Raw genomic sequence first — 23,290 nt, 5'->3', positions numbered from 1 at the left:
CCTCACCGTCCGATTCCGCGGTAGGTGAAGCCCAGCCGCCGCACGTGCTCGATGGTTTCCTGCGGGTAGTAGGCCCGCCCGTCGAAGATCAGGCATGGCGTCGAGACCCGTTCGCGCAAGGCGGCGAAGTCGAGCTGCTGGAACGGCTCGTGGCCGGCGAGCACGGCCAGGCAGTGGGCGCCGGCCACGGCCTCCTCCAGGGACGCCGACGGCTCGACGCCCGTCAGCGCGCGGAGCTCCTCCGCATCGGCGAGCGGGTCGTGGAGCGACACCGTGACGCCGGCGGCGAGCAGGCCGTCGACGACCGGTTTGACCGGCGTGCTGCGCAGATCGCCGGTGTTGTTCTTGAACGCGGCGCCGAGCACCGCGACCTTCGCGCCGTCCGGGTGCCGTCCCGCCCGTGCCAGCTCGGCGCAGATCGTCTCGTGGGTGTAGCCGGGCATCGCGTCGTTGACCGCGCGCACCGTCTCGACGGTTCTGAGGCGTACCCCGTGCTCGCGGGCCGCGTTCCAGGTGATCCACGGATCCTTGGTCAGGCAGTAGCCGCCCACCCCGACGCTGGGCAGCAGGATGTTGACGTGACCGCCGCCTTTGGGCAGCGAGTTGGCGCCCCCGATCACCTCCAGGACGTCGACATGGAAGGCGTCGCACAGCCGGGCCAGATCGTTGGCCAGGGCGATGTTGTGATCGATCCACCAGTTGTCGGCCAGCTTGACGATCTCGGCCACCTCCGGGGAGGTGTACTCCCACGCCGGTACGTCAAGTGCCCGCTTCCAGAACTCGGTGGCCGAGTGCGTGCTCTCCGGGTCGCAGCCGCCCACGATGATGGGCAGCGCCCGCAACTCGGACAGGGCGTTGCCCTCCGACAGCCGTTCCGGGCAGAAGACCAGGCCGAAATCGTCGCCCTGGACCAGCCCGCCGGTCTCCAGCCGCGGCCGGACGAGACCGCGGGTGGTGCCAGGGGCGACGGTGCTCTTCAGCACCACCAGGTGGCCGCGGCGCAGCCGGGGCGCCAGCTCGGCGCAGACCTCCTCCAGCTGCCGCGTGACGAGTGAGCGGTCCTCGCCGATCGGGGTGCCGACCGCGATGACGATGACGTCGGCGCCCTCGATCGCGTCGTAGCCGGTGCTGAAGGCGAGCCGTGAGGTGCCGCGCAGCCGCGTGAGGGCCTCGGCCAGCCCGGGCTCGGAGATGTGGCACCGCCCCTCTTCCAGCTGGGCGATCAGCCGCGCATCACGGTCGATGCCCGTCACGTGCAGGCCCTGTTCGGCCAGCGTCACGCCGAGGCAGCAGCCGACGTAGCCGAAACCCACGATCGCCACTCTCGGCTCGCGCGAGTCGGGAAGAAAACGCATAGGGAACTCCCTGCGGTTCGATGTACGGGGCCCGTCGCCGCGGCATGTCGTCGTGCGGACGCATGACGTGCGATCCCACCGAAGTTCCGACGGACACAGGCCGGAGTGTCGAAGGTCGCACTCCACGGTCGCTCGAGGACCCGTGGAGCGACGGCCGCCGCCGGACGCCGCCCCTACAGCCGTTGACCAGTGGTCGTTGAGAGGCCCGGATCAAGCTGCTGGGCGTGGGAGTGCATACGGAGACCTCCGAGGCGGCACAGTGGATCAGTTGTCCCGAGTGCCGCGAACTCGTCTATGTCAAGCGACACCAGCGCGATCTGGGCGTCTGCCCGGGCTGCGGGGCGCATTCCCGGCTGCACGCGTCGGAACGGATGGCGCACCTGCTGGACGACCGTTCGATCGTGCCCTTCGAGTCCCCCTCGACCGTCGATGACCCGATCGGGTTCACCGACTCCCTGCCGTATCCCGACCGGCTCAGGCAGGCCCGCGAGCGTACCGGCGCGGGTGAGGCGGTCACCTGCGTCACCGCCTCGGTGATGAACCACCCGGTGATCGCCGCTGTCATGGACTTCCGGTTTCTCGGCGGCAGCCTCGGTGCGGGCGTCGGTGAACGCATCGTCCGGGCCTGCGAGACGGCGCTGCGCACGCGCACGCCGCTGCTCCTGGTCACCGCCTCCGGCGGCGCTCGTATGCAGGAGGGCACCTACGCCCTGATGCAGATGGCGAAGACGGCACAGGCGCTGGCCGAGCTGGACGAAGCGGGGATCCTGACCATCTCGCTCGTCACCAACCCGACCTACGGCGGCGTGGCGGCGTCCTTCGCGACCTTGACCGACGTCATTCTGGCCGAGTCGGGGGCGCGCATCGGCTTCGCCGGGCCCCGGGTGATCCAGCAGACGATCCGTCAGGAGTTGCCGGAGGGCTTCCAGAGCGCCGAGTTCATGCAGGCGCGGGGCTTCCTCGACGCCGTCGTGCCGCGGTCGGCCCTTCGGCCCGTGCTCGGGGCGCTGCTCGGTATGGTGCGCCAGGACGCGCCGCACGCCCGCGGGCCCAGGACCGCGCGGCTGGTCCGTGACCCCGGCGAGTTGCCGGAGCACGAGCCCTGGCACGTGGTGCGCCTGGCCAGGCATGAAGGCCGCCCCACCACGCTCGACTACGTCTACCACCTGCTCGACGACTTCCAGGAGTTGAAGGGCGACCGGCTCTCCGGCGACTGTCCCGCGATCATAGGCGGCCTCGGCCGCCTCGACGGCCGGCCGATCGTCCTGGTCGGGCACCAGAAGGGCCACGACACCGCCCAGCGGGTCAGCCGCAACTTCGGCATGGCCCTGCCCGAGGGCTACCGCAAGGCGGCCCGGCTGATGCGGCTGGCGGAGAAGTTGGGCCTGCCGGTCGTCACGCTGGTGGACACGCCGGGGGCGCATCCCGGCGTCGAGGCGGAGGAGCGCGGCCAGGCGTGGGCGATCGCGGAGAACCTGCGGCTGATGTCGGGGCTCAAGGTGCCCGTCGTGTCCGTGATCACGGGCGAGGGCGGCAGTGGCGGCGCGCTGGCGCTGGCGGTCGCGGACCGGGTGCTCGCGTTCTCCAACGCGGTGTATTCGGTGATCAGCCCCGAGGGCTGCGCGGCGATCCTGTGGAAGGACCGGGGCGAGGCGCCCCGCGCCGCGGCGGCACTGCGGCTCGACGCCCGCGACCTGCTCCGGCAGGGCATCGTCGACGCGGTCCTGCCGGAGCCCGCGGGCGGGGCGCACGAGGACCCGGTGGCCGCGGCCGAGACCCTGCGCGCCGCCCTGGGCGCGATGTTGTCCGAGCTGACCCCGTTGCCCCCCCGCGAACTGGTGGAACGCCGCAGGCGCCGCTTCCGCCGCTACGGCATCGAGGACGCGAGGAACACATGACCGACGAGCACACCAGCATCGGCGAGCTGTGCAGGCACGCCGGCGAAATCCTCAACACGGCCCCCGGCCCGCTGAAACGTGTACGCGTGCAGGCGGGCGACATGAGCGTCGAACTCGAATGGCCCGGTACGGTCGCGGTCCAGGCCGGTGACCCCGGCGCACCCCAGGCCGACGGCGCGGCGGCGGGGACCGCGCCGGCCGACGCGCGCGACTCGCCCGACGCCATCGTGATCGAGGCGCCCCTGGTCGGCACGTTCTACCGCGCGATCTCCCCGGAGAGCAGCGCGTTCGTCGAGGTCGGAGACACGGTCGAGGCCGGACAGCAGGTGGCGATCATCGAGGCGATGAAGCTGATGAACGCGGTCCACGCCGACAGGCCAGGCCGTGTGGTCGAGGTGCTCGTGAAGAACGGCGACCCGGTGGAGTACGGCGAGTCCCTGTTCGTGCTCGAACCCCACGACCCGGACAGCGGCCACTGAACGAGAGGAACGCATGTTCTCGACGGTTCTCATCGCCAACCGCGGCGAGATCGCGCTGCGCATCGCCCGTACCTGCCGTGAGCTCGGCATCCGCACCGTCGCCGCGTGCTCCGACAGCGACCGGGACTCCATGGTGGCCCGCTTCGCCGACGAGACGGTCTGCATCGGGCCGTCGGAGGCGCGGCGCAGCTACCTCAACCCGGCCGCGCTCGTCACGGCGGCCCTGCAGGCAGGGGCCGACGCGGTGCATCCCGGCTACGGCTTCCTGTCCGAGGACCCGGACTTCGCCGAGATCTGCCAGGACGCGGGGCTGATCTTCATCGGCCCAGCCCCTTCCGTGCTGGCCAGGCTCGGCGACAAGGCGGAGGCGCGCAACATCGCCAGGGCGGCCGGGCTGCCGGTGCTGCCGGGCAGCTCCAAGCCGCTGGCGACGCTGGCGCAGGCACGCTCGCTCGCCGCCGAGATCGGCTATCCCGTGATCCTCAAGGCCGTCGCGGGCGGCGGGGGACGGGGCATGCGCGTCGTACGGGATCCCCGCGACATGGCCCGCGAGTACGCCCAGGCCAGGGCCGGCGCCCAGACGGCGTTCGGCGACTCCCGGGTGTACCTGGAGAAATACCTGGACAACGCCCGGCACATCGAGGTGCAGATCCTCGGCGACGGCCACGGCAACGTGATCCACCTCGGCGAGCGCGACTGCTCCGTGCAGCGCCGGAGGCAGAAGCTGGTCGAGGAGACCCCGGCGCCCGGGTTGTCGCGCGAGCTGGCCGACCGCATCTGCGCCGCCACCGTACGGGCCGCCCAGGCCGTGGGATACGCCGGCGCGGGGACGTACGAGTTCCTCGTCGACGACGAGGACGGGTTCCACGCGATGGAGGTCAACTGCCGCATCCAGGTGGAGCACCCGGTGACGGAGATGGTGACCGGCATCGACCTCGTGCGCGAGCAGTTGCAGGTGGCCGCCGGATACGGGCTGGCCCATCGGCAGGAGGACATCGTCCCCCGGGGGGTGGCCATCGAGTGCCGGGTCAACGCGGAGGACCCGCGCCGGGGCTTCCTGCCCACGCCGGGAACCGTGCGGCGGTTCGTGACCCCGGCGGGGCCGTTCGTCCGGGTGGACACCCATGGGGAGCCTGGCATGCGGGTGACGCCGGACTACGACCCGCTGCTCGCCAAGGTCGCCGTCTGGGCTCCCGACCGGCGCCAGGCCATCGCCCGGGCGGAGCGCGCGCTGGAGGAGTTCCACGTCGAGGGACCGGGAATGTGCACGACCCGCGATTTCCTCCGCGAGGTGCTCGGCCATCCGGTGTACCGGGCGGCCAAGCACACCACGGCGCTGATCGACGAGATGGGAGTGATCCAGCCGGGCGACGTCGCATTCGACCGTCGCGCCAACCCGGCTCCAGTTATTCGCGAGCGGTCCGTCGTTTATTGATGGGACTGTTCGGGATTTAGTAGATCGCGATGGGAGATCTACATGCAAGCCGATGGCCGGATCGTCGTCAACATTCTTCAGCAAGGCGTCTGGGACATGCCGTACGAGTCCATGCCGCTGGCCGCTGGATATCTTAAGTCCACGGCTTTGTCCGAGCCCCGGATAGCGGCTGGGGCAGATATCAGAATCTGCAACTACCGAGGCGCGGTGACGCTGCCCGTCATGGCCGCCGACCTGTTCAGGGGAGAGATGCCGGATATTCTCGCCTGCTCGGTCCTGGGCTGGAACTACCGGGCCTTCGGCACGCTCGCGGAGACCTTCAGACAGCTGAACCCCGACGGCTGGATCATCTTCGGCGGGACGCACGTGGCCAACCAGGCCGACCGCGTCTTCGGCATGTTCCCGGACGTCGACGTCATCGTCAACGGCGAGGGCGAGCTCGTCTTCCGCGACCTGCTCGGCGCCTGCCTGGACGGCCGCTCGCGGCACGACCTCCACGCGATCTCCGGAATCTCCTTTCGCGACGTGTCCGGCGCCACGGTGACGACGGCGGAACGGGAACGGATCAGTGACCTCGACATCATCCCGTCGCCGATCCTCACCGGGGCCATCGAACTGACCGGCGACGACGGCGGATTCCGCTACGACGTGGCGCTGATGGAGACCAACCGCGGCTGCCCGTACAAGTGTTCGTTCTGTTACTGGGGCGGCGCGACCGGGCAACGCGTGCGGGCGTTCTCCAGGCACCGGCTGCGGGAGGAGCTGGAGCTCCTCGCCAAGCTCAACGTGCACACGATCGCGTTGTGCGACGCCAACTTCGGCCTGCTGCCCATCGACGAGGAGTTCGTCGACGACCTGATCGAGATCCGCGGGCGGTACGGCTATCCGAAGGCTCTGGAGAGCTCGTGGGCGAAGAACAAGTCCAAGGTCTTCTACTCCATCGTGCGGAAGATGAAGCAGGCCGGGCTGCGCAGCTCCTTCACCCTCGCCCTGCAGACGCTGAGTGACACCGCCCTGGGCGAGATGAACCGGAAGAACATGAAGGTCAACGCGTGGGAGGACCTCGTCGCCTGGTTGAGCGAAGAGGGCCTCGAATGCTACGCCGAGCTGCTGTGGGGAGCGCCGGGCGAGACGATCGACTCCTTCTTCGAGGGCTACGACCGCCTGGCCCGCAAGGTCTCGCGCATCGCCGTCTATCCGCTCCTGATGTTGCCCAACACCGAGTACTCGGAGAAGAAGGCGCAATACGGCATCGTCTCCGTCCGCGGTGACACGGACGACTTCGAGTACGTGCTCAGCCACAACACGATGACGTTCGAAGAGAACGAGCGCATGCAGCGCTTCCTGTACTGGGCGCGGATCATGGCGGAGTACATGGTGCTGCGCAACATCTGGGTTCCGGCGTTGAGGCTGGCCGGCCTGACCCAGTCCCAGATCCTGCGTGACTTCGAGTCGTGGGTGGAGAAGAGCGACGACCCGCGGGCGGCGCCGCTGCTGACGGCGCAGGCCCTGGCCGCCGCCGACCAGCAGGCGTACGGTCCCGCCCTCGGTTACCTCTACGGCAGCGAGGACGCCCGCGACCTGCTGGGACGGTGGTGGGCCGAGTCGATGAGCCCGACGCTGCCCGGCGGAACCGCCGCCCTGCTCGACGAGATCTTCAGGTACGACCTGCTCACCCTGCCGGTCTACCACAAGGAGGGCGAGCGCCGTACGGCTCCGCCGCCGCCCCTGGTCGAGGTGGAGGGCGAGCGCTACCACCTGCGCAGAGGGGTCGAACTGGGCTTCCCGGTGCCGCAGATCGTGGCCGAGTTGCGCGCGGGCCGTGACCCGGATCTGTCACCGCTTCCGACGCGGGTGGATCTCTACTACAAGACGGGGTTCGAGAGCTTCGCCGAGACGACGAACCACGAGGAGATCGTCTACTTCATGGGCACGACCCTGGACCAGGTGACGGCTGCCAAGACCGCGACCATGGCCGCCGAGGACGCCGGACCGGACCTCCTCCCCACCGAGCCGAACCGGCTCCTGCCCATCCTGCGGGAGCACGGCGGCTGCTCGTGAGCCGCTGAACAGGGGTCGTCAGACCCGCTTCAAGATCATGAGGAGCATGCTCCTCGATTGCCGCCTGGAGCGCGACATGAGTGGAAGATCAGCTTTTGGCTACCCGCGATGGTTCACCACCATCTTCCTCACCGACATCTGGGAGCGTTTCAGCTTCTACGGGATGATGGCCATCCTCACGTTGTACGCCGCCTCCGGCAGGGACGAGGGCGGGCTCGGACTGTCCATGGGCGAGGCCTCGGCGTTGTTCGGCGCCTACATCGGCCTGGTCTTCGTGCTCTCCCTGCCCGGCGGATGGCTCGGCGACCGGGTCTTCGGCGCCTGGCGGGCGGTGTTGTGGGGCGGCGTGCTCATCGCGCTCGGTCACTACAGCATGGCCGTCCCGGGAGACGTCGGCTCCTACGCGGGCCTGGTGCTGATCGCGCTGGGCACCGGCCTGCTGAAGCCCAACATGTTCGCGCTGATCAGCGGGTTCTTCGGTACCGGTCAGCGGGCCAAGCGCGAGGCCTCCTTCTCCATCCTCTACGTCAGCATCCAGATCAGCGCGCTGATCGCGCCCCTGGTGGTCGGTTTCCTCGGGGAGACACTCGGCTGGCACTGGGGTTTCGCCGCCGCGGGCGTCGGGATGACGTTCGGTGTCGCGCAGTTCGCGATGGGCTCGCGCCACTTCGGCGAGGTCGGTCAGCACGCGCCGCATCCGGCCGGCGAGGAGGAGCGCGCGAAGATGTTGCGCCGTGGGGTCACGGCCGTCGTCGTGCTCGCCGCCCTGATCACGGTGGACGTGGTCGCCGGCACCTTCGCCCCCATGCACCTCATCGGCCTCTTCGGGCTGGTCGCGCTGACCGTGCCGTTCCTCTACTTCCGGCTTCTCTCGCGCAACCCGGAGCTGGACGGCGGCGGCCGGCAGCGTCTCCGCGCGTTCTTCTGGTTGCTGCTGTCGTTCTCGCTGTTCTGGATGCTGGCGGGACAGGCGGGATCGATGCTCAACCTCTTCGCCAAGCACTCCACCGAGCGCGAGCTGTTGGGCTTCGTTCTCCCAGGCAGCTGGTTCCAGTCCGCGATCCCGTTCTTCATCCTGGTTTCCGCGCCGGTGTTCGCCTGGTTGTGGGTGCGTTTCGACGCCAAGATCAGTTCGGCCATGAAGTTCGGAGCGGCCCTGATCCTGGCCGGCACCGGCTTCGTCATCATGTGCGGCGCCGCCGCGTCGGCCGAAGGCGGGAACACCGTGTCGCCCCTCTGGCTGTTGTCGGTGTTCTTCCTGATCGCCTGCGGCGAGGTCATCATCGGCCCGGTGGGGATCGCCGCCGCCGCCGAGGTCACCTCCTCGACGTTCATCGGGCGCACGATCGGTCTCGTCTGGCTCTTCAGCGCCCTGGGCGCGGGGCTGAGCAGCCAGATCGTCCACATCGCCGAGGTGGTTCCCGACGAGTACTACTACCTGGGCGTCGGCGCGCTCGCCATCTGCGTCGGTTTCCTGGTGGCCGGCTTCGGACGCCGTCTGCGCTTCACCGCGGAGGGCGAGGCGAAGCAACCGGTCGCCGACAGGGCCGGATCGGCGTGAGCACGCCGATCCGCAGGACCGCACTGGTGACGGGGGCCGGCCGCGGCATCGGAAAGGCGGTCTGCGAGGCGCTCGCCGGGCTCGGGCACCGGGTGATCGCAGCCGGGCGGGACGAGCGCGGCGTCCAGCGCGTCGCAGCCGCGTGCGGCGACGGCGCGCTGGCGGTGGAGCTCGACATCACCGACGGCGCGAGCGTGCGCCGCTGCTTCGAGCAGGTCAAGGCGGTGGACATCCTGGTCAACAACGCCGGCGTGCTGCTCGACGGCGGCACCTCGCCGGCGTCGGTGCCGCTCGAGCTGGTGGAGCGGCATCTCCAGGTCAACACGCTGGGCGCCTGGCGGATGAGCCAGGCGTTCCTGCCCGGCATGCTGGCGCGGGGCTGGGGCCGGATCGTCATGGTGTCGAGCGGCGCGGGCGCGTTCAGCAACGGCCTGTTCGCGGGCGCCCCCGCCTACGCGGTGTCGAAGGTCGCGCTCAACGCCGTCACGGTGCTGCTCGCCGCGGAGGCCCGGGACCGTGGCGTCCTGGTGAACGCCGTCAACCCCGGCAGGGTGCGCACCCGGATGTATCCGGACGCGGAGCAGACGCCGCAGGACGCCGCCACGGACGTCGTCTGGGCGGCGACCCTCCCCGACGACGGGCCCACGGGGGTCTTCCTCCGGAGCCGGCGGAAGATCCCCTGGTGACATCGGGAACATGAAAGGGCGGGCGGCCGCGTGTGCCGCCCGCCCTGTGACCTGCGGACTCAGCCCACCACTTCGCCCTCCGCGAGGAACAGCACGCTGTCGGTGGGTGTCACACCGCGAAAGCGCATCCCGGCCCGCTCGAACACGGCCCTGTAGCCGCTCTCCGTGCGTTCCCGCCCGCCCATGACCAGCAGCATGTGCAGGTCCATGCTCGGCGCGAACGGATGTTGCGGGGGATCGGTCAGCATCGGGTCGGCGATGACGACCCGTGCGCCCGCCGCCGCGGCCGCCGCGCAGTTGCGCAGCGCCCTGGCGACCTTCTCGTCGTCGTACATGTGCAGGGTCAGCTTGAACAGATACAGGTCGGCCGCGTGCTCCACCTTCTCGAAGAAGTCGCCGGACGCCAGCCGGCAGCGGCTGGCCAGCTCACCGGTCCTGAGGTCGTCCATGACCACGCGCAGCGTGCGCTCGTCCTCGTACAGCAGCCCTTCGACGTGCGGGTGGCGCTGGAGCAACAGCCGGAGCAGGGCGCCCTTCCCGCCTCCCATGTCGGCGAACGTGCGCACTCCCGTGAGGTCGAGGGCGTCCACGATGCTCGGCAGCATCTGGTCCGACCAGGCGGTCACCCCGTTGTAGATCATGTCCTGGGCGTCCGGGTCGGCATCGAGATAGGCGAAGAAGTCGGTGCCGTACTCCTTGTCGAAGGCGCGCTCCCCGGTCCGGATCGCCTCCGGGAGCCTGCCCCACATCGTCCAGCCCCAGTCGCCGCCGGTCATCAGCCTGTCGTGCAGCCGCTCCGGGTGGTCCGTACGCATGGCGCGCGACATCTCGGTGTGAACGTACGTGGTGGGGTCCACCTGACGGAAGATGCCGAACGCGGCCAGCGCGCGCAACATCCGGGTCAGGGCGTCCTCGTCGGCGCCGAGTCTTGCCGCGATGTCGCTCACGGACCGGGGTCCGTCGCCGACCGCGTCCGCGATCCGGAGGCGGGCCGCGGCCAGCACGATGGCTGCGACGGACATGCCGTTGGACAGTCGGAAGACCGCCTCCGCGGGAGAGACGGGCTGCTGGGTTGATTCGATCACGGGCTGGCACCTTCCTATCGACGTGACGGGCTTCGGGACGTTCAGCCCCGGACGAAGGCTTCGAGCTCCTTGACGGTCTCGGTGGGGGAGGGCTGCCGCCTGATCTCCTCGCGCAGCCTGCCTGCGGCCTCGCGGTAGGAGGGCACGGTGACCAGCTCGGCGGCGCGCTCGGCGATCGTGTCGAGCCCGGCCTCCGGGGCCACCGCGATGCCGGCCCCGGCGGCGATGAGCGGTCGCGACTCCATGAGTTCGTCTGGCATCTGCGGCAGCACGAGTTGCGGCACGCCGTAGCTCAGCGCCGTCAGCATCGTGCTGATGCCGCTCTGGTGCAGCATCGCGTCGCACGACGGCATCAGCAGGTGCAGCGGCAGCGACTCCACCACCCGCGCGTTGCCCGGCAGTTCGCCCTCCGGCAGGTTCCTGCGGTCGGCGGCGGACAGGGTCACGACGACCTCGACGTCGAACTCGGACAGCGCCTTGACCAGCTCGGGCACCAGGAACCCGCGACCGCGGTCCGAGGCGCACAGGCCCCAGCTGACCCCCACCCGGCGCCGGGGCGACGGCTCGAGCAGCCAGTCCGGCATCGCCCCCGAGCCGTTGTACGGTACGAACCGCGTTCTGATCCGGTTCACCTGCGACGGCAGCTGCATGGCCGGCGGGCAGTTGTCAATCGTGGCCAGGCCGAGGATGTCCACGTCGCCGACGCCGAGCCGGTCCGCGAGCGGACGCAGCACGGGCGGCACGATGTTACGCGCCATGTAGATGACGTCCACCCCCAGCACATGGCGGACCGCGGGAATCCCCATGGCCGCGCCGACCAGGGGCGCGACGAAGCTGGTCGGCTCGTACACGATCACGTCGGGCCGCAACGCCCGGGTCTGCCGCAGCACGTCGCCGGCGAGTTCCCCGGCGAGCTCGGCGAACATCGGGAAAGCCCGCCGGGAGACGGCGCGCCAGCTGCCGTCCCACTCCTCCTGGGACACGCCCTCAGGGGCGATGTCCGGCCAGTCGGGCGGATCGGCCAGCACCCGCTTCATCAGCTCGTCCTGGTCGACGTCCCGGCTGGTCGGAACGGCGGTCGCCCCTGAACGCACGATCGTCTCTGCGAAGGACGGCTCGCAGCTCACGTACACCTCGTGGCCGGTGGCGCGCATCGCCCAGACGAGCGGGACGAGATGGTAGTAGTGCGAACCCCAGTTCGTGGTGACGAACAAGACACGCATGGGCCACCTTCCCTCGACGACGACTGCGTGATCGCGCTCACCATCTCAGGGCCTGTTAGAGGATGGCTGGAGGCGAGGGCCGGCACCTCCAGCGCTTCTCGGCCCGCCCTCAAGCGGCTCCCACCACGATGGGGATCACGGTGATCCGTCGTTGATGGGGAGACGATCCATGCAGTCCTCGCCGCTGAGGTTTCCGTTCGCCTGGCCGCGCGCCGCCGAGCCGCCCGTGGAGCTGGCCACGCTGCGCGAGGAGCCGGTCGTCCGGGTGACCCTGCCGAGCGGTGACGAGGCGTTCCTGGTGACGCGGTACGAGGACATCCGCCGGGTGCTCTCCGACCCCCGCGTGAGCCGTAACCGGGACCGTCCGGGGGCTCCGCGCATGACCGAGCAGAAGACGAAGGTGTTCCAGAACCCGCGGATCGATCGCGATCCGCCCGAGCACACCCGCATGCGGCGGCTGATGGCCAAGGCGTTCACCGCCACCCGTGTGGAGGCCCTGCGCCCGCACGTGCGGCAGGTCGCCGAGGAACTGGTCACGGACCTGCTCAAGCAGAGCCCGCCGGTCGACCTGCACGAGGCGTTCGCCGTGCCGCTCACCCTGCAGGTCATCTGCGGCCTGCTCGGCGTCCCGCCGCAGGACCAGGCACGTTTCCGCGGTTCGCTGGGCGGGGCCTGGCAGTACATGGGCGAACTGATCGAGGGCAAGCGCCGCGACCCCGGCGACGACCTGATCAGCGCTCTCATCGGGGTGCGCGACGAGGACGACGGCAGGCTGAGCGCCCATGAGCTGCACGTCTGGTGCGTGATCCTGCTGCTGGCGGGGTTCGAGACCACGGCGACGCAGCTCGGCAGCGGCACCGTCCTGCTGCTCACCCATCCGGACCAGCTCGAACGCCTGCGTGAGGACCCGGGGCTGATCCCCGACGCGGTCGAGGAGCTGTTGCGCTGCCAGATCGCCGGCCACTCGCTGTCGATGCTCCGCTACGTGACCGACGACATCGAGGTCGGCGGCGTGACGATCCCCCGGGGCTCCGGACTGATCCCGATCCTGGAGTCCGCCAACCTCGACGAGTCGGTCTTCCCGGACCCGATGCGGCTGGACATCACCAGGAAGAACAACCAGCACCTCGTCTTCAGCGCCGGGCCCCACTTCTGCATGGGGGCGGCGCTGGCCCGGCTGGAGCTGCAGGTGGCGCTGGAAGCCCTGATCCGCGAGGTGCCGACCCTGCGCCTGGCCGTGCCGCCGAGCGCGCTGCGCCACCATGACAGCCCGCTGGACCTGGGCCTGCGCGAGCTCCCCGTCGCGTGGTGAACGACTCAAGAGAGGCAGGCAGCCGTGAGCGCCAATCCCATCCCGTACCCGTTCAGCCGCCCTGGACCGCTCGCCGTCCCCAAGGAGCTGGGCACGATCCGGCAGGCGCCCGTACAGCGGGTGATCCTCCCCAGCGGCGACGAAGCTTACCTGGTCACGCGGTACGACGACGTGAAGAGCGTGCTGACGGACCCGAGGGTCAGCCGTAACCTCAACCGGCCGGACGCCCCGAGGGTGTCCAAGAACAACATGATGTTCCAGGACTCGAAGATGGATCCTGATCCACCGGAGCACACCCGTGTGCGGCGGCTGGTGATGAAGGCGTTCACGGCGACGCGGGTGGAGCGGTTACGGCCGCGGGTCCAGGAGATCACGGACGAGCTGGTCGAGGCGATGGCGGCCAAGTCCCCGCCCGTGAACGTGTCGGAGGAGCTGGCGTTCCCGCTGAGCATCCGCGTCATCTGCGACCTGCTGGGCGTCCCGCCGGAGGAGCAGGGCCGCTTCCGCCGGTGGACGGACCACTTCCTGTCCACCGGCAAGTACACCAGGGAGGAGATCCGCGGCGCGCTGGGCGAGCTGAACGCGTACATGAGCACGCTGATCGAGGAGAAGCGCGAACGGCCGGCCGACGACCTCGTCAGCGCGTTGATCCAGGTTCACGACGAGGACGACACCCGGCTGAGCGAGTACGAGCTGCACTGGTGGTGCCGGTTGCTCCTGCTCGTCGGTTACGAGACCACCGCCAGCCAGCTCGGACTGACCGTGGCCAAGCTGCTTGCCGAGCCCGGCCAGGTGCAGGCGCTGCGCGCCGACGAGTCGCTGCTGCCGGGCGCCGTGGAGGAGCTGCTGCGCTGGAAGCTCATGAGCGGCTCGTTGTCCATGCTGCGCTACGTGACCGAGGACATCGAGGTAGGGGGCGTGACGATCCCCAAGGGGTCCGGCGTCATCCCGGCTGTGGAGTCGGCGAACTGGGACGGGAAGGTGTTCCACCGGCCCGACGACCTCGACATCGCCCGCGCGGACAACCCCCATCTCACCTTCAGCGTCGGACCGCACTTCTGCGTAGGCGCCGCGCTGGCTCGGGTGGAGCTGGAGACCGCGCTGGGAACACTGCTGCGCAGGTTTGCGACCCTGCGCCTCGCGATCCCGCCTGAGGAACTGCGGCGCACGGAGGGGACCCTCATCGAGAGCCTGGTCGAGATCCCGATCACCTGGTGAGCGACATGCACGTCACCGTTGATCCGGAGAAATGCTGCAGCAGCGGGCTGTGCGCGCTGACCGTGCCCGAGGTGTTCGGGCTGGACGAGGAGGAGTGCGTCGTCATGGTGCTCCTTCCCGAGCCGCCGGCCGCGCTGCACGAGCGGGTGCGGGGGGCCGCCCGGCGCTGCCCCACGGGCACGATCGAGGTGCGGGGCTGAGGACCGTCACGCCCAGGTGGAGGAGTCGCGCACGCGCTCGGCGTTGCGCCGTTGCTGCGCCACCTGGCCCTTGAGGAACTCGGTGAGCAGGACGAGCTGCTCGTCAGTGTAGGCGGCGAACTGGGCCTCGGCCTCCTTGACCGCCTGCCCCCATGAGTCGCGGGCCAGCGCGCGGGCCTTTTCCGTGGGACGGATGAGCACCCGCCGCCGGTCGGCCTGGTCGCGGACGCGCTCGGCGAAGCCGGCCTTCTCCAGCCGGTCGACGGCGACCGTCAGGGCGCCGGGGGTGAGGCCCGCGAGCTCCGCCAGCTCGCCGGAGGCCATCGGACCTCGCGTGATCAGATAGGCCACGCACCGGGAGTCGGTGCGGTTGAGGCCGAGCCGCTCCGAGACGGCCGCGTCGGCCATCTCGGAGGCGTTCTGCAGGTCCGTCAGAGCCAGCATGAGCTCGTCGACGAGGTGCTGGCGCATGGACAGAGCTTAGCGGAACTCGGGCTCATGCTCAGCAACCCATTCGCGGAAGGTGAGCGGCCGGCGGCCGGTGACGTTCTGGACCGTGGTGGTCACCGTCGGTGGCTTGCCCACGGTCTCGGCGAGCCGGCCGAGCAGGGCGTCCACGATCTCCGGCGGCGCGTAGGCCACCATCTTCTCGCGTACGGCGGCGGCGGGGATCTCCTCGAACGCCAGCGGCCGCCCCAGCGCCGCGGAGATGTGGCCGACCTGGTCGCGATGGGTCATCGCCTCGGGGCCGGTGAGCACCAGTCTGGCGCCGTGGAGGTGGCCGTCGACCAGGGCGCGCACCGCCACGGCGGCGACGTCGCGCTCGTGGATCGGCGCCGACCAGGCGTCACCGTACGGCGCGCGGACCACGTCGCCTTCCTGGATCTGGGAGGCCCACTGCAGGGCGTTGCCCGCGAACTCGTTCGGCCGCAGGAACGTGCAGAACAGCCCGGACCGCTCGAGCGCGTCCTCGAACGCGGCGTGCCGGGCCGCGATGGCGCCGGGCTGCTCGTCGGTGTCGTCCAGCACTTCGCTGGTCGAGAGCAGGACGACCGTGGTGACGCCGGCGTCCGCCAGCACCTGCGCCGTCCTGTGCGGGCGGTCGCCCATGGCGACCAGGTAGACCGTCCTGACGCCGTCGAGCGGGAGCGCCTCGGGGGTCGCGAGGTCGCCCGCGACGACCTCGACCGATGGGGGGAGCTTGGCGCCGTCGGGGTTCCTGCTGATCGCGCGGACGAACTGGCCTTCCTCGAGAAGCCCGTCGACGACGTGGCGGCCGACACTGCCGGTGGCTCCAGTGACGAGGATCATGGTTGTCTCCTTGTTTGACTGAGAGTCGTGCGGTGAGTCAGCAACAGGCGCAGCAGTGCCCCCCCGGATGGGGTCGGTGCGGGTGCCGCTGGAAAGCCTGCGCTGCAACGCCGGATTGCCTTGACAATCAAAAACTCTAATCAATGTAAGGTTTGATTGTCAAAGCAATTCGCTGGACTACCGCTCGAGCATCGGTGGCGTGGCCGGTCAGCGGTCGTCGTGGTCCGGGTCGAAGGCGGTGGGTTCGGCGGGGAGCGTGTAGCGCTCACCGATGAGGTCGGCCACCCGCTGCCTGCTCCCCGCGGCCTCCGGCGCCTCCGCCCGCTCCAGCTCCGCCACCTCGTCGGCCAGGCCGGCGTCCCCGAGGCAGTCGCGGATCCACTGCGAGTAGTCGCCCCTGCGCAGGTGATGCAGCCAGGTGTCGTCGTCCACGCCCTCGGCCAGCTCGACGAAGGTGTGCAGGTTGCGCGCCCGCAGCCGCAGCCGCTCGCCCGGCCCGGTGAAGTAGAAGCTCTTGTCCTTGGCCATGGTGCCCGCCGCGTACTTGCGGCGGTGGCGGGTGCGGTCGACGGTGGCGGGAGTGAGGGTCAGGTGCCGGGCCGTCTCATCCCCGCGCTGCCACAGCGCGAGGTCGCCCCCGTCGACCGGCTCCAACGAGGGAGTCTCCTCGCCGAGGGCCTCGGCGAACGCGGCGAGCGTGCGTTCGGGCTCCTTGCCCACCGCGATCGTGGCCGTCACCAGGCGCAGCGCCTCGGCGCTGACCGCCTCGGGGTGCACGGTGATCAACAGCAGCGACCCGAGGTCGGCGGCCTCGCCCAGCGGCACGCGCCGCGCCTCGGCGGGCAGCAGGTGGTGCGCCTCGTCGATCACCACCCAGTGCGGGTGGCCGAGCTTGGCGCGTACGCCGGTCAGCCGGGGCAGCAGCTCGGCGAAGTACGCGGGGCGGTCGCGCAGTTGCAGGCCGATCAGGTTGACCACGACGCTCTGCCGCGGCTGCTCCAGCACGTGCGCGACCTCCTCGACGCCGGGCACCCGGTCGGGGTCGCCGAGCACGGTGACGCCGGGATAGTCGGCGTAGTCGCCCTCCGGGTCCACGATCACGCACTGGTAGCCCTCGCCCACGAGCCGCTCCAGCAGAGCCGTCGTCACCGTGGACTTGCCGCTGCCCGAGGGGCCGGCCACCAGCAGCCCGGAGCCGTACGGCCGCAGGCGCACCTCCTCGCCGTCGCGATGGCCGAGCAGGACGTGCCGGCGCGGCACCTCCACCGCGTCCAGGTCGCCCGAGAGCATCATCGCGGCCAGTTCGGCCACCCCGTCGCCGGCCTCGCCCGCCAGGCGCAGGTCGCACGAGTCCCTGAGCGCGGGCAGCGCGTTGGCGACGGCGGCGCCGCACTCGGCGGCTGTCAGGAACGCGTGGTCGTTCTCCCCGTCGCCGACCGCGACCGTGCCGCGCGGCGACAACGACAGGCGGTCGAGGGCGGCGGCCAGGCCGCTCGCCTTGTTCACGCCGGGCGGCAGCACCATGACGGCGCCCTTGTTGTAGATCACCTGCAGCTCCAGCCCGAGCTCGCGGATGGCCGCCAGCACGCGTACGTCGTTCGGCTCGCGCGTGGCGACCACCACCTGTCCCACACCCAGCGGGCTGACCCCTTCGCTGCGCAGCCGTTCGGTCAGCGCGGCGGGCGGAGATGGGGCCAGGGCGTCGCAGGTGCGCTGCCCCGGGTCGTACAGCAGGCCGCCGTTCTCGGCGACGATCGCATTGAACAGGCCGGGGTGCGGGAACACGGAGAGCAGGTCGTCGAGCTCGCGTCCGGTGACCAGCACGAGTTTGACGCCGGTGCGCGAGAGCCGCTCCAGCGCCTCGATCGTCGTCTCGGCCACGTGGCCGCCGCGGGCCAGGGTCTCGTCATAGTCACAAGCCAGCACGTTGTGGCGCATGGGCATCTCCTACCCGCCGATCGCCGGACATCCAGCAAAGTCGTAAAGACGCCTGGAAGAACCGTTAAGTGCACGATCCGCTACAGAGGGTAAGAAACCCGGCGAACTGCCGTCTCATTCGTACGGAGATCATCATGTTCCGATGTGTTGCCGCCGCGTTCGCCATGACCGCCGCGGCCCTGCTGCTCGCGGCCGTGCCCGCCATCGCCGGCGACGACCAGGGGAACCTGGTCTGCGGGAAGGACATCAGCGGCGCGATCGACGTGTACATTCCCGACCAGTCACCGAGCACCCACAGGTTCTGCGCCGACAAGGACGACCCGAACCGGGTCAACGAGTTCGTCTGGGAGTCCTGAGCACCGGCGCGGCCCGGCGTCAGTGTTGCGACAGCAGGTGGGCCAGCTCCTGCTCCACCTCCTGGTTGGCCACGAAGAGCAGCTCGTCGCCCGCCTCCAGCGGGTCGTCCGCCGTGGGGACCAGCACCCGGCCCTCGCGCAGGATCGCCACCAGCGCGGCGTCGACGGGCCACGGCACCGAGCCGGCCCGCTGGCCCACGACAGGGGCGTCGTCGGCGAGGGTGAGCTCGACGAGGTTGGCCTGCCCCTGACGGAACGTCATGAGGCGCACCAGGTCACCGACGCTCACCGCCTCCTCCACCAGCGCGCTCAGCAGGCGCGGGGTCGAGACGGCCACGTCGACGCCCCACGACTCGTTGAACAGCCACTCGTTGTTGGGGTGGTTGATGCGGGCGACCACGCGCGGCACGCCGTATTCGGTCTTGGCCAGCAGCGACACCACCAGGTTGACCTTGTCGTCGCCGGTGGAGGCCACCACGACGTGGCAGTTGTTGAGCCCTGCCTCGTCGAGGGAGGCGATCTCGCAGGCGTCGGCGAGCAGCCACTCCGCGCGGGGCACACTGTCGATCTTGATGGCCGCGGGGTCGACGTCGATGAGCAGCACGTCGTGGCCGTTCTCCAGAAGCTCGGCCGCGATGGAGCGGCCCACGGCGCCCGCTCCGGCGATGGCGACGCGCATCAGTCGTCCTCCTCCGGTGCCGCGGCGAGCACCTTGTTGATCCGGTCCATGTCGCCCTCGGCGGCGATGACGTGCAGCACGTCGCCTTCCTGCACCACCGTGTCGGGCCCGATGGTCACGGCCTCCCCCATGCGGTTGATGAAGGCGGCGCGCGTCCGCGCCCGCTGCTCCAGCTCGACGACGCGCGTGCCGATCCAGGCCGGGTTCACGGACACCTCGGTCAGGACGACGGTGCCGGTGGGGTCGCGCCAGAGCGGCTCGGCGCCCTCGGGGAGGATGCGGCGCATGATCTGGTCGGCGGTCCAGCGCACGGTCGCCACCGTCGGGATGCCCAGCCGCTGGTAGACCTCGGCCCTGCGGGGGTCGTAGATGCGGGCCACCACGTTGTCGACCCCGAACGTCTCCCGCGCCACACGGGCGGAGATGATGTTGGAGTTGTCGCCGCTGGAGACCGCCACGAACGCGGTGGCGGACTCGACGCCTGCCTCGGTCAGCACGCCGCGGTCGAAGCCCACGCCCGTCACCCGCCGCCCCCGGAACCCGGCCCGCAGCCGCCGGAACGCCTGCGGGTCGCGGTCGATGATGGCGACGGAATGCCCGCCGTCTTCGAGGATGTGCGCGAGGGTCGAACCCACCCGGCCACATCCCATGATCACAATATGCATTTCCCCCCGCATGTTCGCGGTCGGCAGGTTGCTCGACACCAGTATGGACCGACGGGGGCTGCCGCGTTCGGTCCCCCCGGCACAGGACTAGCATCTCGTTATGTGGCGAAGGTGACGGATCTCGTCAAACGCATGCTCGTGGGGCGTGCCTTGCGTAGCGGGCAGCTCCACGAGCAGCTCCTGCGAAAACGCATCGCCCTGCCCATCTTCGCCAGCGACGCGCTCTCGTCCGTGGCGTACGCGCCGCAGGAGATCTTCGTCATCCTCTCGCTGGCGGGCGCCTCCTTCTACGCCTACAGCCCGTGGGTGGCGCTCGCCGTCGTGGTCGTGATGCTCACCGTGGTGGCGTCGTACCGGCAGAACGTGCACGCCTACCCCAGCGGCGGCGGCGACTACGAGATCGCGACCACCAACCTCGGCCGCAACGCCGGGCTCACCGTGGCCAGCGCTCTCATGGTCGACTATGTGCTGACCGTCGCCGTGTCCGTCGCCAACGGCGTCGACTACGTCGGCGCCACCATTCCGTTCGTGGGCCAGCACAAAACCGCCGTCGCCATCGCCATCGTCGTCCTGCTGACCGTGGTCAACCTGCGCGGCATCCGCGAGTCGGGCGCCGCGTTCGCCCTCCCCACCTACGCGTTCATGGTCGCCGTGCTGGGGCTGATCGCCTGGGGCGGGTTCCGGCTGCTGATCCTCGATGAGCGGATCCAGGCGCCCAGCGCCCACTTCACCATCGAGCCCGAGCAGACCGACCTCACGGCCTTCGCCGCGGCGTTCCTGATCCTGCGCGCGTTCTCCTCCGGCTGCGCCGCCCTGACGGGAGTCGAGGCCATCAGCAACGGCGTGCCCGCGTTCAGGAAGCCCAAGAGCAAGAACGCCGCCACCACGCTGCTGATGATGGGCGTGGTGGCGATCAGCATGTTCAGCGGCATCGTCGCCCTCAGTCTGGCGTCCGGGGTGAAGGTGGCCGAGCCGTCGGTGGTCGCCGAGGACCTGCTCAGGCCGGACGGTACCCCCGTCGGCCCCGGCTACTACCAGCAGCCGATCATCTCCCAGGTGGCCGACGCGGTGTTCGGGGGCGGGTCGATGCCGTTCGTCGTCGTCTCGGCGGTGACCGCGCTGATCCTCTTCCTGGCCGCCAACACGGCCTTCAACGGCTTCCCCGTGCTCGGCGCGATCCTGGCGCAGGACCGGTTCCTGCCGCGCCAACTGCACACCCGCGGCGACCGGCTGTCCTTCTCCAACGGCATCGTCATCCTGGCGCTCGGCGCGTGCCTGCTGCTCTGGGGGTTCGACGCCGACGTCAGCCGCCTGCTGAACCTCTACATCGTCGGCGTCTTCGTGTCGTTCACCCTGAGCCAGACCGGCATGGTCATCCACTGGACCCGCCACCTCAGGACCGAGACCGAGCCCAGGATCCGGCACCAGATGCACCGCTCCAGGGCGATCAACTCCTTCGGCGCGATCATGACGGGGCTGGTGCTCATCGTCGTGCTGCTGACGAAGTTCCTGGTCGGGGCGTGGATCGTGGTGATCGTCATGCCGGTCCTGTTCCTCATGATGAAGGGCATCAGGCGCCACTACGACAACGTGGCGGCCGAACTGGAGATCGCGGAGGACGACGAGCCGGCCATACTGCCCGCGCGCAACCACGCGATCGTCCTCGTCTCCAAGATCCACAAGCCGACCATGCGGGCCCTCGCGTACGCCCGAGTCACCCGGCCGTCCACACTGGAGGCCGTCACCGTGGGCGTCGAGGGAGACGACGCTCGCAAACTGCGGGAGGAATGGGAGCGCCTCGGCATCCCCGTGCCGCTCAAGATGCTCGACTCGCCCTATCGCGAGATCACCCAGCCCGTCCTCGACTACGTCAAGACGCTGCGCAGGCGCTCGCCGCGCGACGTGGTGACCGTGTTCATCCCCGAGTACGTGGTCGGCCACTGGTGGGAGCACCTGCTGCACAACCAGAGCGCGCTCCGGCTGAAGGCGCGGCTGCTGTTCAAGCCGGGAGTCATGGTGACCAGCGTGCCCTGGCAGATGCACTCCTCCGAGCGGCTCAAGGGCAGGCCCGAGCCGTCCGCGCCCGGATCGGTGCGGCGCCCCGCGCAGCAGAGCGACGACGAGGGGCGGGTCAGCTCGAGCTGATCAGCTCGAGCTGATCAGCTCGAGCTGATCAGCTCGCGCAGCCGGCCGGTGTCGTCCGCGCTCCAGCCGGGTGGCGCGGCCACCGCCGCCCACCCGTCCACGATGTCGGAGTTGTAGCGGTGCCCGTGCCCGGGAGGCACCGACAACGCGGCCGTCATGTCGACCAGCACCTGCCAGAACGTCACCAGAGGAAACCAGTTCATCTGCGGGTTCATGCCTGGGGCGCGCGGCTCCTCCAGCCAGGCCGGCCTGCGGTAGATCAGCTCCGGCGTCCACCACACCACCGGGTCGGAGGCGTTCTGCAGGTAGACCACGCGCGGGTGCAGCCACGGGCCGGGCGGGCGGCTCAGGTCGGAGGGGCGCTGGGCGAACCGGGCCGTCCTGCCGCCTTCGTAGACCGGCCGCCACACGGGACTGCCTGGCTCGCGGCCCTCTGTGAGCCGCCGCCAGATCGGGTCGGCGTTGGGCGGGCCGACGAACAGCGCGCCGTCCGTCCTGGCCACCATGTCGTCGAGGTCGCTGAACGCCCGCTCCAGCTCGTACGTGCCGAGGCTCTCGCCGGACAGCACCAGCCGGGGACGGTCGCCGGGCGGTACCTCGGCCAGCCGGGCGTGCACCGCCTCGAACAGCGCCCTGCCCGCGGCCGCCGCCTTGCCCCTGTCGAGCAGGAACGACACCCAGCTCGGCAGGTAGGAGTACTGCACCGCGACCATGGCGGAGCGACCGTTGTACATGTACTCGAGCGAGTCGGCGATGTGCTCGTCCACCCAGCCGGTGCCGGTGGTGCCGAGCACGGCGATGATCTGCCGCTCGAACGCGCCGGTCCGCTCCAGCTCCCGCACGGCCAGCTCCGCCTGCGCCTCCGGCGTGGCCGCCGCGTCGAGGCCGACGTACACCCGGATGGGCTCGGCGGCGGGACGGCCGGAGAAGGCGGTCAGCAGGGCGGGGGTGACCGCGCTGCCGGCGAAACTGCGGCCCTCCCTGCCCAGCGACTCCCAGCTCACGAGCGAAGCGGGGCCGCCCGACAACTGGCGGGAGACGGGCGGGCGCACGCCCGGGTTGGTGCCCTTGTTGGCCACCGACGAGACGTCGCTCACCCGGGCGACGAACCCGTTGAACAGCACGTCGTTCGCCAGCACCGCCACCAGGAGACCGATGACGATCACCCCGATGGCGTGCCCCGCGTACGACGGCACGAACCGGTCCAGCCAGCCGATCAGCTTGCGGCCGCCGAGGCGTACCAGCCTGGCCAGGACCAGGAGCACGGTGAACAGGCTGAGGGCCACGGCGAGGATGACCGGCGGGAACCAGGTGATGTGCGTGTCCATGCCCATGAGCGCCCGCAGGTCGCGCTGCCAGTCGTAGCTGTACCAGAGCGTGATCGTCCCCACCGCGGCGCAGCCGGCGACCAGGAGCCGCCAGGCGATCGACCGCGCCCGCCCGGACGGCCGGTAGCCGATCACCGCGCGGCCCAGCGCGCCCAGCGCCGCGCCGGCGCCGTAGCCGATGATCCCGGTGACGGCGCCCATGACCCCTTGGTAGAGCCATGTGCGGGGCAGCAGCGACGGCGTCAGAGAGGCGCAGGCGAACAGCACGGCCAGCAGCGTCGCCCCGAACCCGAGCCGCCGTCGCACCACCCGCCCCTCTTTCACGATCACCTAGGGTAACGGCCCGCCCGTGACC

At 70.3% G+C, this 23,290-nt stretch carries 20 protein-coding genes; 11 read left to right on the top strand and 9 right to left on the bottom strand.

Translation table 11 applies throughout. From position 1 onward, the window contains the following. Positions 1–2: 2 nt before the first annotated feature. The gene (locus E1267_RS11105) at positions 3–1,355 is read right to left on the bottom strand and encodes a nucleotide sugar dehydrogenase (RefSeq protein WP_132332343.1); all 1,353 of its coding nucleotides are present in this window, start codon (positions 1,353–1,355) and stop codon (positions 3–5) included. A gap of 224 nt (positions 1,356–1,579) precedes the next feature. Here E1267_RS11105 and E1267_RS11100 point away from each other — a divergent pair, with 224 nt between their 5' ends. The 6 genes from E1267_RS11100 (at position 1,580) to E1267_RS11075 (ending at position 9,475) form a co-directional block, all read left to right on the top strand. Next, positions 1,580–3,253, top strand: coding sequence for an acetyl-CoA carboxylase carboxyltransferase subunit alpha (locus E1267_RS11100; protein WP_246063722.1), 1,674 nt, complete (start codon positions 1,580–1,582; stop codon positions 3,251–3,253). Beyond that, positions 3,250–3,732: an acetyl-CoA carboxylase biotin carboxyl carrier protein gene (accB, locus tag E1267_RS11095; RefSeq protein ID WP_132332342.1), complete on the top strand. Its 483-nt coding sequence runs from the start codon at positions 3,250–3,252 to the stop codon at positions 3,730–3,732. Before E1267_RS11100 ends, accB begins: the two co-directional genes overlap by 4 nt. 13 nt (positions 3,733–3,745) lie before the next feature. Next, on the top strand, positions 3,746–5,167 hold the full coding sequence (locus E1267_RS11090; protein WP_132332341.1) for an acetyl-CoA carboxylase biotin carboxylase subunit: 1,422 nt from the start codon (positions 3,746–3,748) through the stop codon (positions 5,165–5,167). Positions 5,168–5,209: 42 nt separating this feature from the next. Beyond that, positions 5,210–7,228: a KedN5 family methylcobalamin-dependent radical SAM C-methyltransferase gene (locus E1267_RS11085; protein WP_132332340.1), complete on the top strand. Its 2,019-nt coding sequence runs from the start codon at positions 5,210–5,212 to the stop codon at positions 7,226–7,228. A gap of 76 nt (positions 7,229–7,304) precedes the next feature. Continuing rightward, positions 7,305–8,789, top strand: coding sequence for a peptide MFS transporter (locus tag E1267_RS11080; RefSeq protein WP_165959555.1), 1,485 nt, complete (start codon positions 7,305–7,307; stop codon positions 8,787–8,789). After that, on the top strand, positions 8,786–9,475 hold the full coding sequence (locus tag E1267_RS11075) for an SDR family NAD(P)-dependent oxidoreductase (RefSeq protein ID WP_220449418.1): 690 nt from the start codon (positions 8,786–8,788) through the stop codon (positions 9,473–9,475). The genes E1267_RS11080 and E1267_RS11075 overlap by 4 nt, the downstream gene beginning before the upstream one ends. Before the next feature lie 59 nt (positions 9,476–9,534). Here the strand turns inward: E1267_RS11075 and E1267_RS11070 are convergent, their stop codons facing one another. Together E1267_RS11070 and E1267_RS11065 are read right to left on the bottom strand one after the other, a co-directional pair. Beyond that, positions 9,535–10,560, bottom strand: a complete 1,026-nt coding sequence (locus E1267_RS11070; RefSeq protein ID WP_132332338.1) for a methyltransferase — start codon at positions 10,558–10,560, stop codon at positions 9,535–9,537. A gap of 41 nt (positions 10,561–10,601) precedes the next feature. Next, positions 10,602–11,783, bottom strand: a complete 1,182-nt coding sequence (locus E1267_RS11065; protein WP_132332337.1) for a nucleotide disphospho-sugar-binding domain-containing protein — start codon at positions 11,781–11,783, stop codon at positions 10,602–10,604. Between the two features lie 169 nt (positions 11,784–11,952). On the opposite strand from E1267_RS11065, the gene E1267_RS11060 reads away from it, so the two are divergent. The 3 genes from E1267_RS11060 to E1267_RS11050 are packed head-to-tail and all read left to right on the top strand — an operon-like array spanning position 11,953 to position 14,513. Beyond that, positions 11,953–13,095 (top strand): cytochrome P450, encoded by a 1,143-nt coding sequence (locus tag E1267_RS11060; RefSeq protein ID WP_132332336.1) that lies wholly within the window; start codon positions 11,953–11,955, stop codon positions 13,093–13,095. Between the two features lie 24 nt (positions 13,096–13,119). Beyond that, the gene (locus E1267_RS11055) at positions 13,120–14,313 is read left to right on the top strand and encodes a cytochrome P450 (RefSeq protein ID WP_132332335.1); all 1,194 of its coding nucleotides are present in this window, start codon (positions 13,120–13,122) and stop codon (positions 14,311–14,313) included. A gap of 5 nt (positions 14,314–14,318) precedes the next feature. Further along, positions 14,319–14,513: a ferredoxin gene (locus E1267_RS11050; protein ID WP_132332375.1), complete on the top strand. Its 195-nt coding sequence runs from the start codon at positions 14,319–14,321 to the stop codon at positions 14,511–14,513. A gap of 6 nt (positions 14,514–14,519) precedes the next feature. Here E1267_RS11050 and E1267_RS11045 read toward each other — a convergent pair whose 3' ends face one another. The 3 genes from E1267_RS11045 to E1267_RS11035 all read right to left on the bottom strand — a co-directional run bounded on the left by E1267_RS11045 (position 14,520) and on the right by E1267_RS11035 (position 17,762). Further along, complete coding sequence (locus E1267_RS11045) at positions 14,520–14,984, bottom strand: MarR family winged helix-turn-helix transcriptional regulator (RefSeq protein ID WP_132332334.1); 465 nt, start codon at positions 14,982–14,984, stop codon at positions 14,520–14,522. Between the two features lie 9 nt (positions 14,985–14,993). Continuing rightward, on the bottom strand, positions 14,994–15,824 hold the full coding sequence (locus E1267_RS11040; RefSeq protein WP_132332333.1) for an SDR family oxidoreductase: 831 nt from the start codon (positions 15,822–15,824) through the stop codon (positions 14,994–14,996). Between the two features lie 207 nt (positions 15,825–16,031). Then, a complete protein-coding gene (locus E1267_RS11035; protein ID WP_132332332.1) occupies positions 16,032–17,762 on the bottom strand; it encodes an HAD-IIB family hydrolase in 1,731 nt (576 codons plus the stop codon). A 134-nt stretch (positions 17,763–17,896) separates the two neighbouring features. Between E1267_RS11035 and E1267_RS11030 the strand changes: the two genes are divergently transcribed. Beyond that, a complete protein-coding gene (locus E1267_RS11030; protein WP_132332331.1) occupies positions 17,897–18,118 on the top strand; it encodes a hypothetical protein in 222 nt (73 codons plus the stop codon). Between the two features lie 19 nt (positions 18,119–18,137). Here E1267_RS11030 and E1267_RS11025 read toward each other — a convergent pair whose 3' ends face one another. Together E1267_RS11025 and E1267_RS11020 are read right to left on the bottom strand one after the other, a co-directional pair. Beyond that, positions 18,138–18,797 (bottom strand): potassium channel family protein, encoded by a 660-nt coding sequence (locus E1267_RS11025; RefSeq protein ID WP_132332330.1) that lies wholly within the window; start codon positions 18,795–18,797, stop codon positions 18,138–18,140. Continuing rightward, positions 18,797–19,462, bottom strand: a complete 666-nt coding sequence (locus E1267_RS11020) for a potassium channel family protein (RefSeq protein ID WP_132332329.1) — start codon at positions 19,460–19,462, stop codon at positions 18,797–18,799. The genes E1267_RS11025 and E1267_RS11020 overlap by 1 nt, the downstream gene beginning before the upstream one ends. Positions 19,463–19,564: 102 nt before the next feature. Here E1267_RS11020 and E1267_RS11015 point away from each other — a divergent pair, with 102 nt between their 5' ends. Further along, positions 19,565–21,607: an APC family permease gene (locus E1267_RS11015; protein ID WP_132332328.1), complete on the top strand. Its 2,043-nt coding sequence runs from the start codon at positions 19,565–19,567 to the stop codon at positions 21,605–21,607. A 14-nt stretch (positions 21,608–21,621) separates the two neighbouring features. Here the strand turns inward: E1267_RS11015 and E1267_RS11010 are convergent, their stop codons facing one another. Next, positions 21,622–23,259: an alpha/beta hydrolase gene (locus E1267_RS11010; RefSeq protein ID WP_246063720.1), complete on the bottom strand. Its 1,638-nt coding sequence runs from the start codon at positions 23,257–23,259 to the stop codon at positions 21,622–21,624. Positions 23,260–23,290: the final 31 nt, after the last annotated feature.

It is taken from the genome of Nonomuraea longispora (assembly GCF_004348345.1).
Classification (GTDB): Bacteria; Actinomycetota; Actinomycetes; order Streptosporangiales; family Streptosporangiaceae; genus Nonomuraea; species Nonomuraea longispora.
Note: the sequence above shows the minus strand (reverse complement) of the source record. Positions and strands in the feature narration are given on the sequence as shown.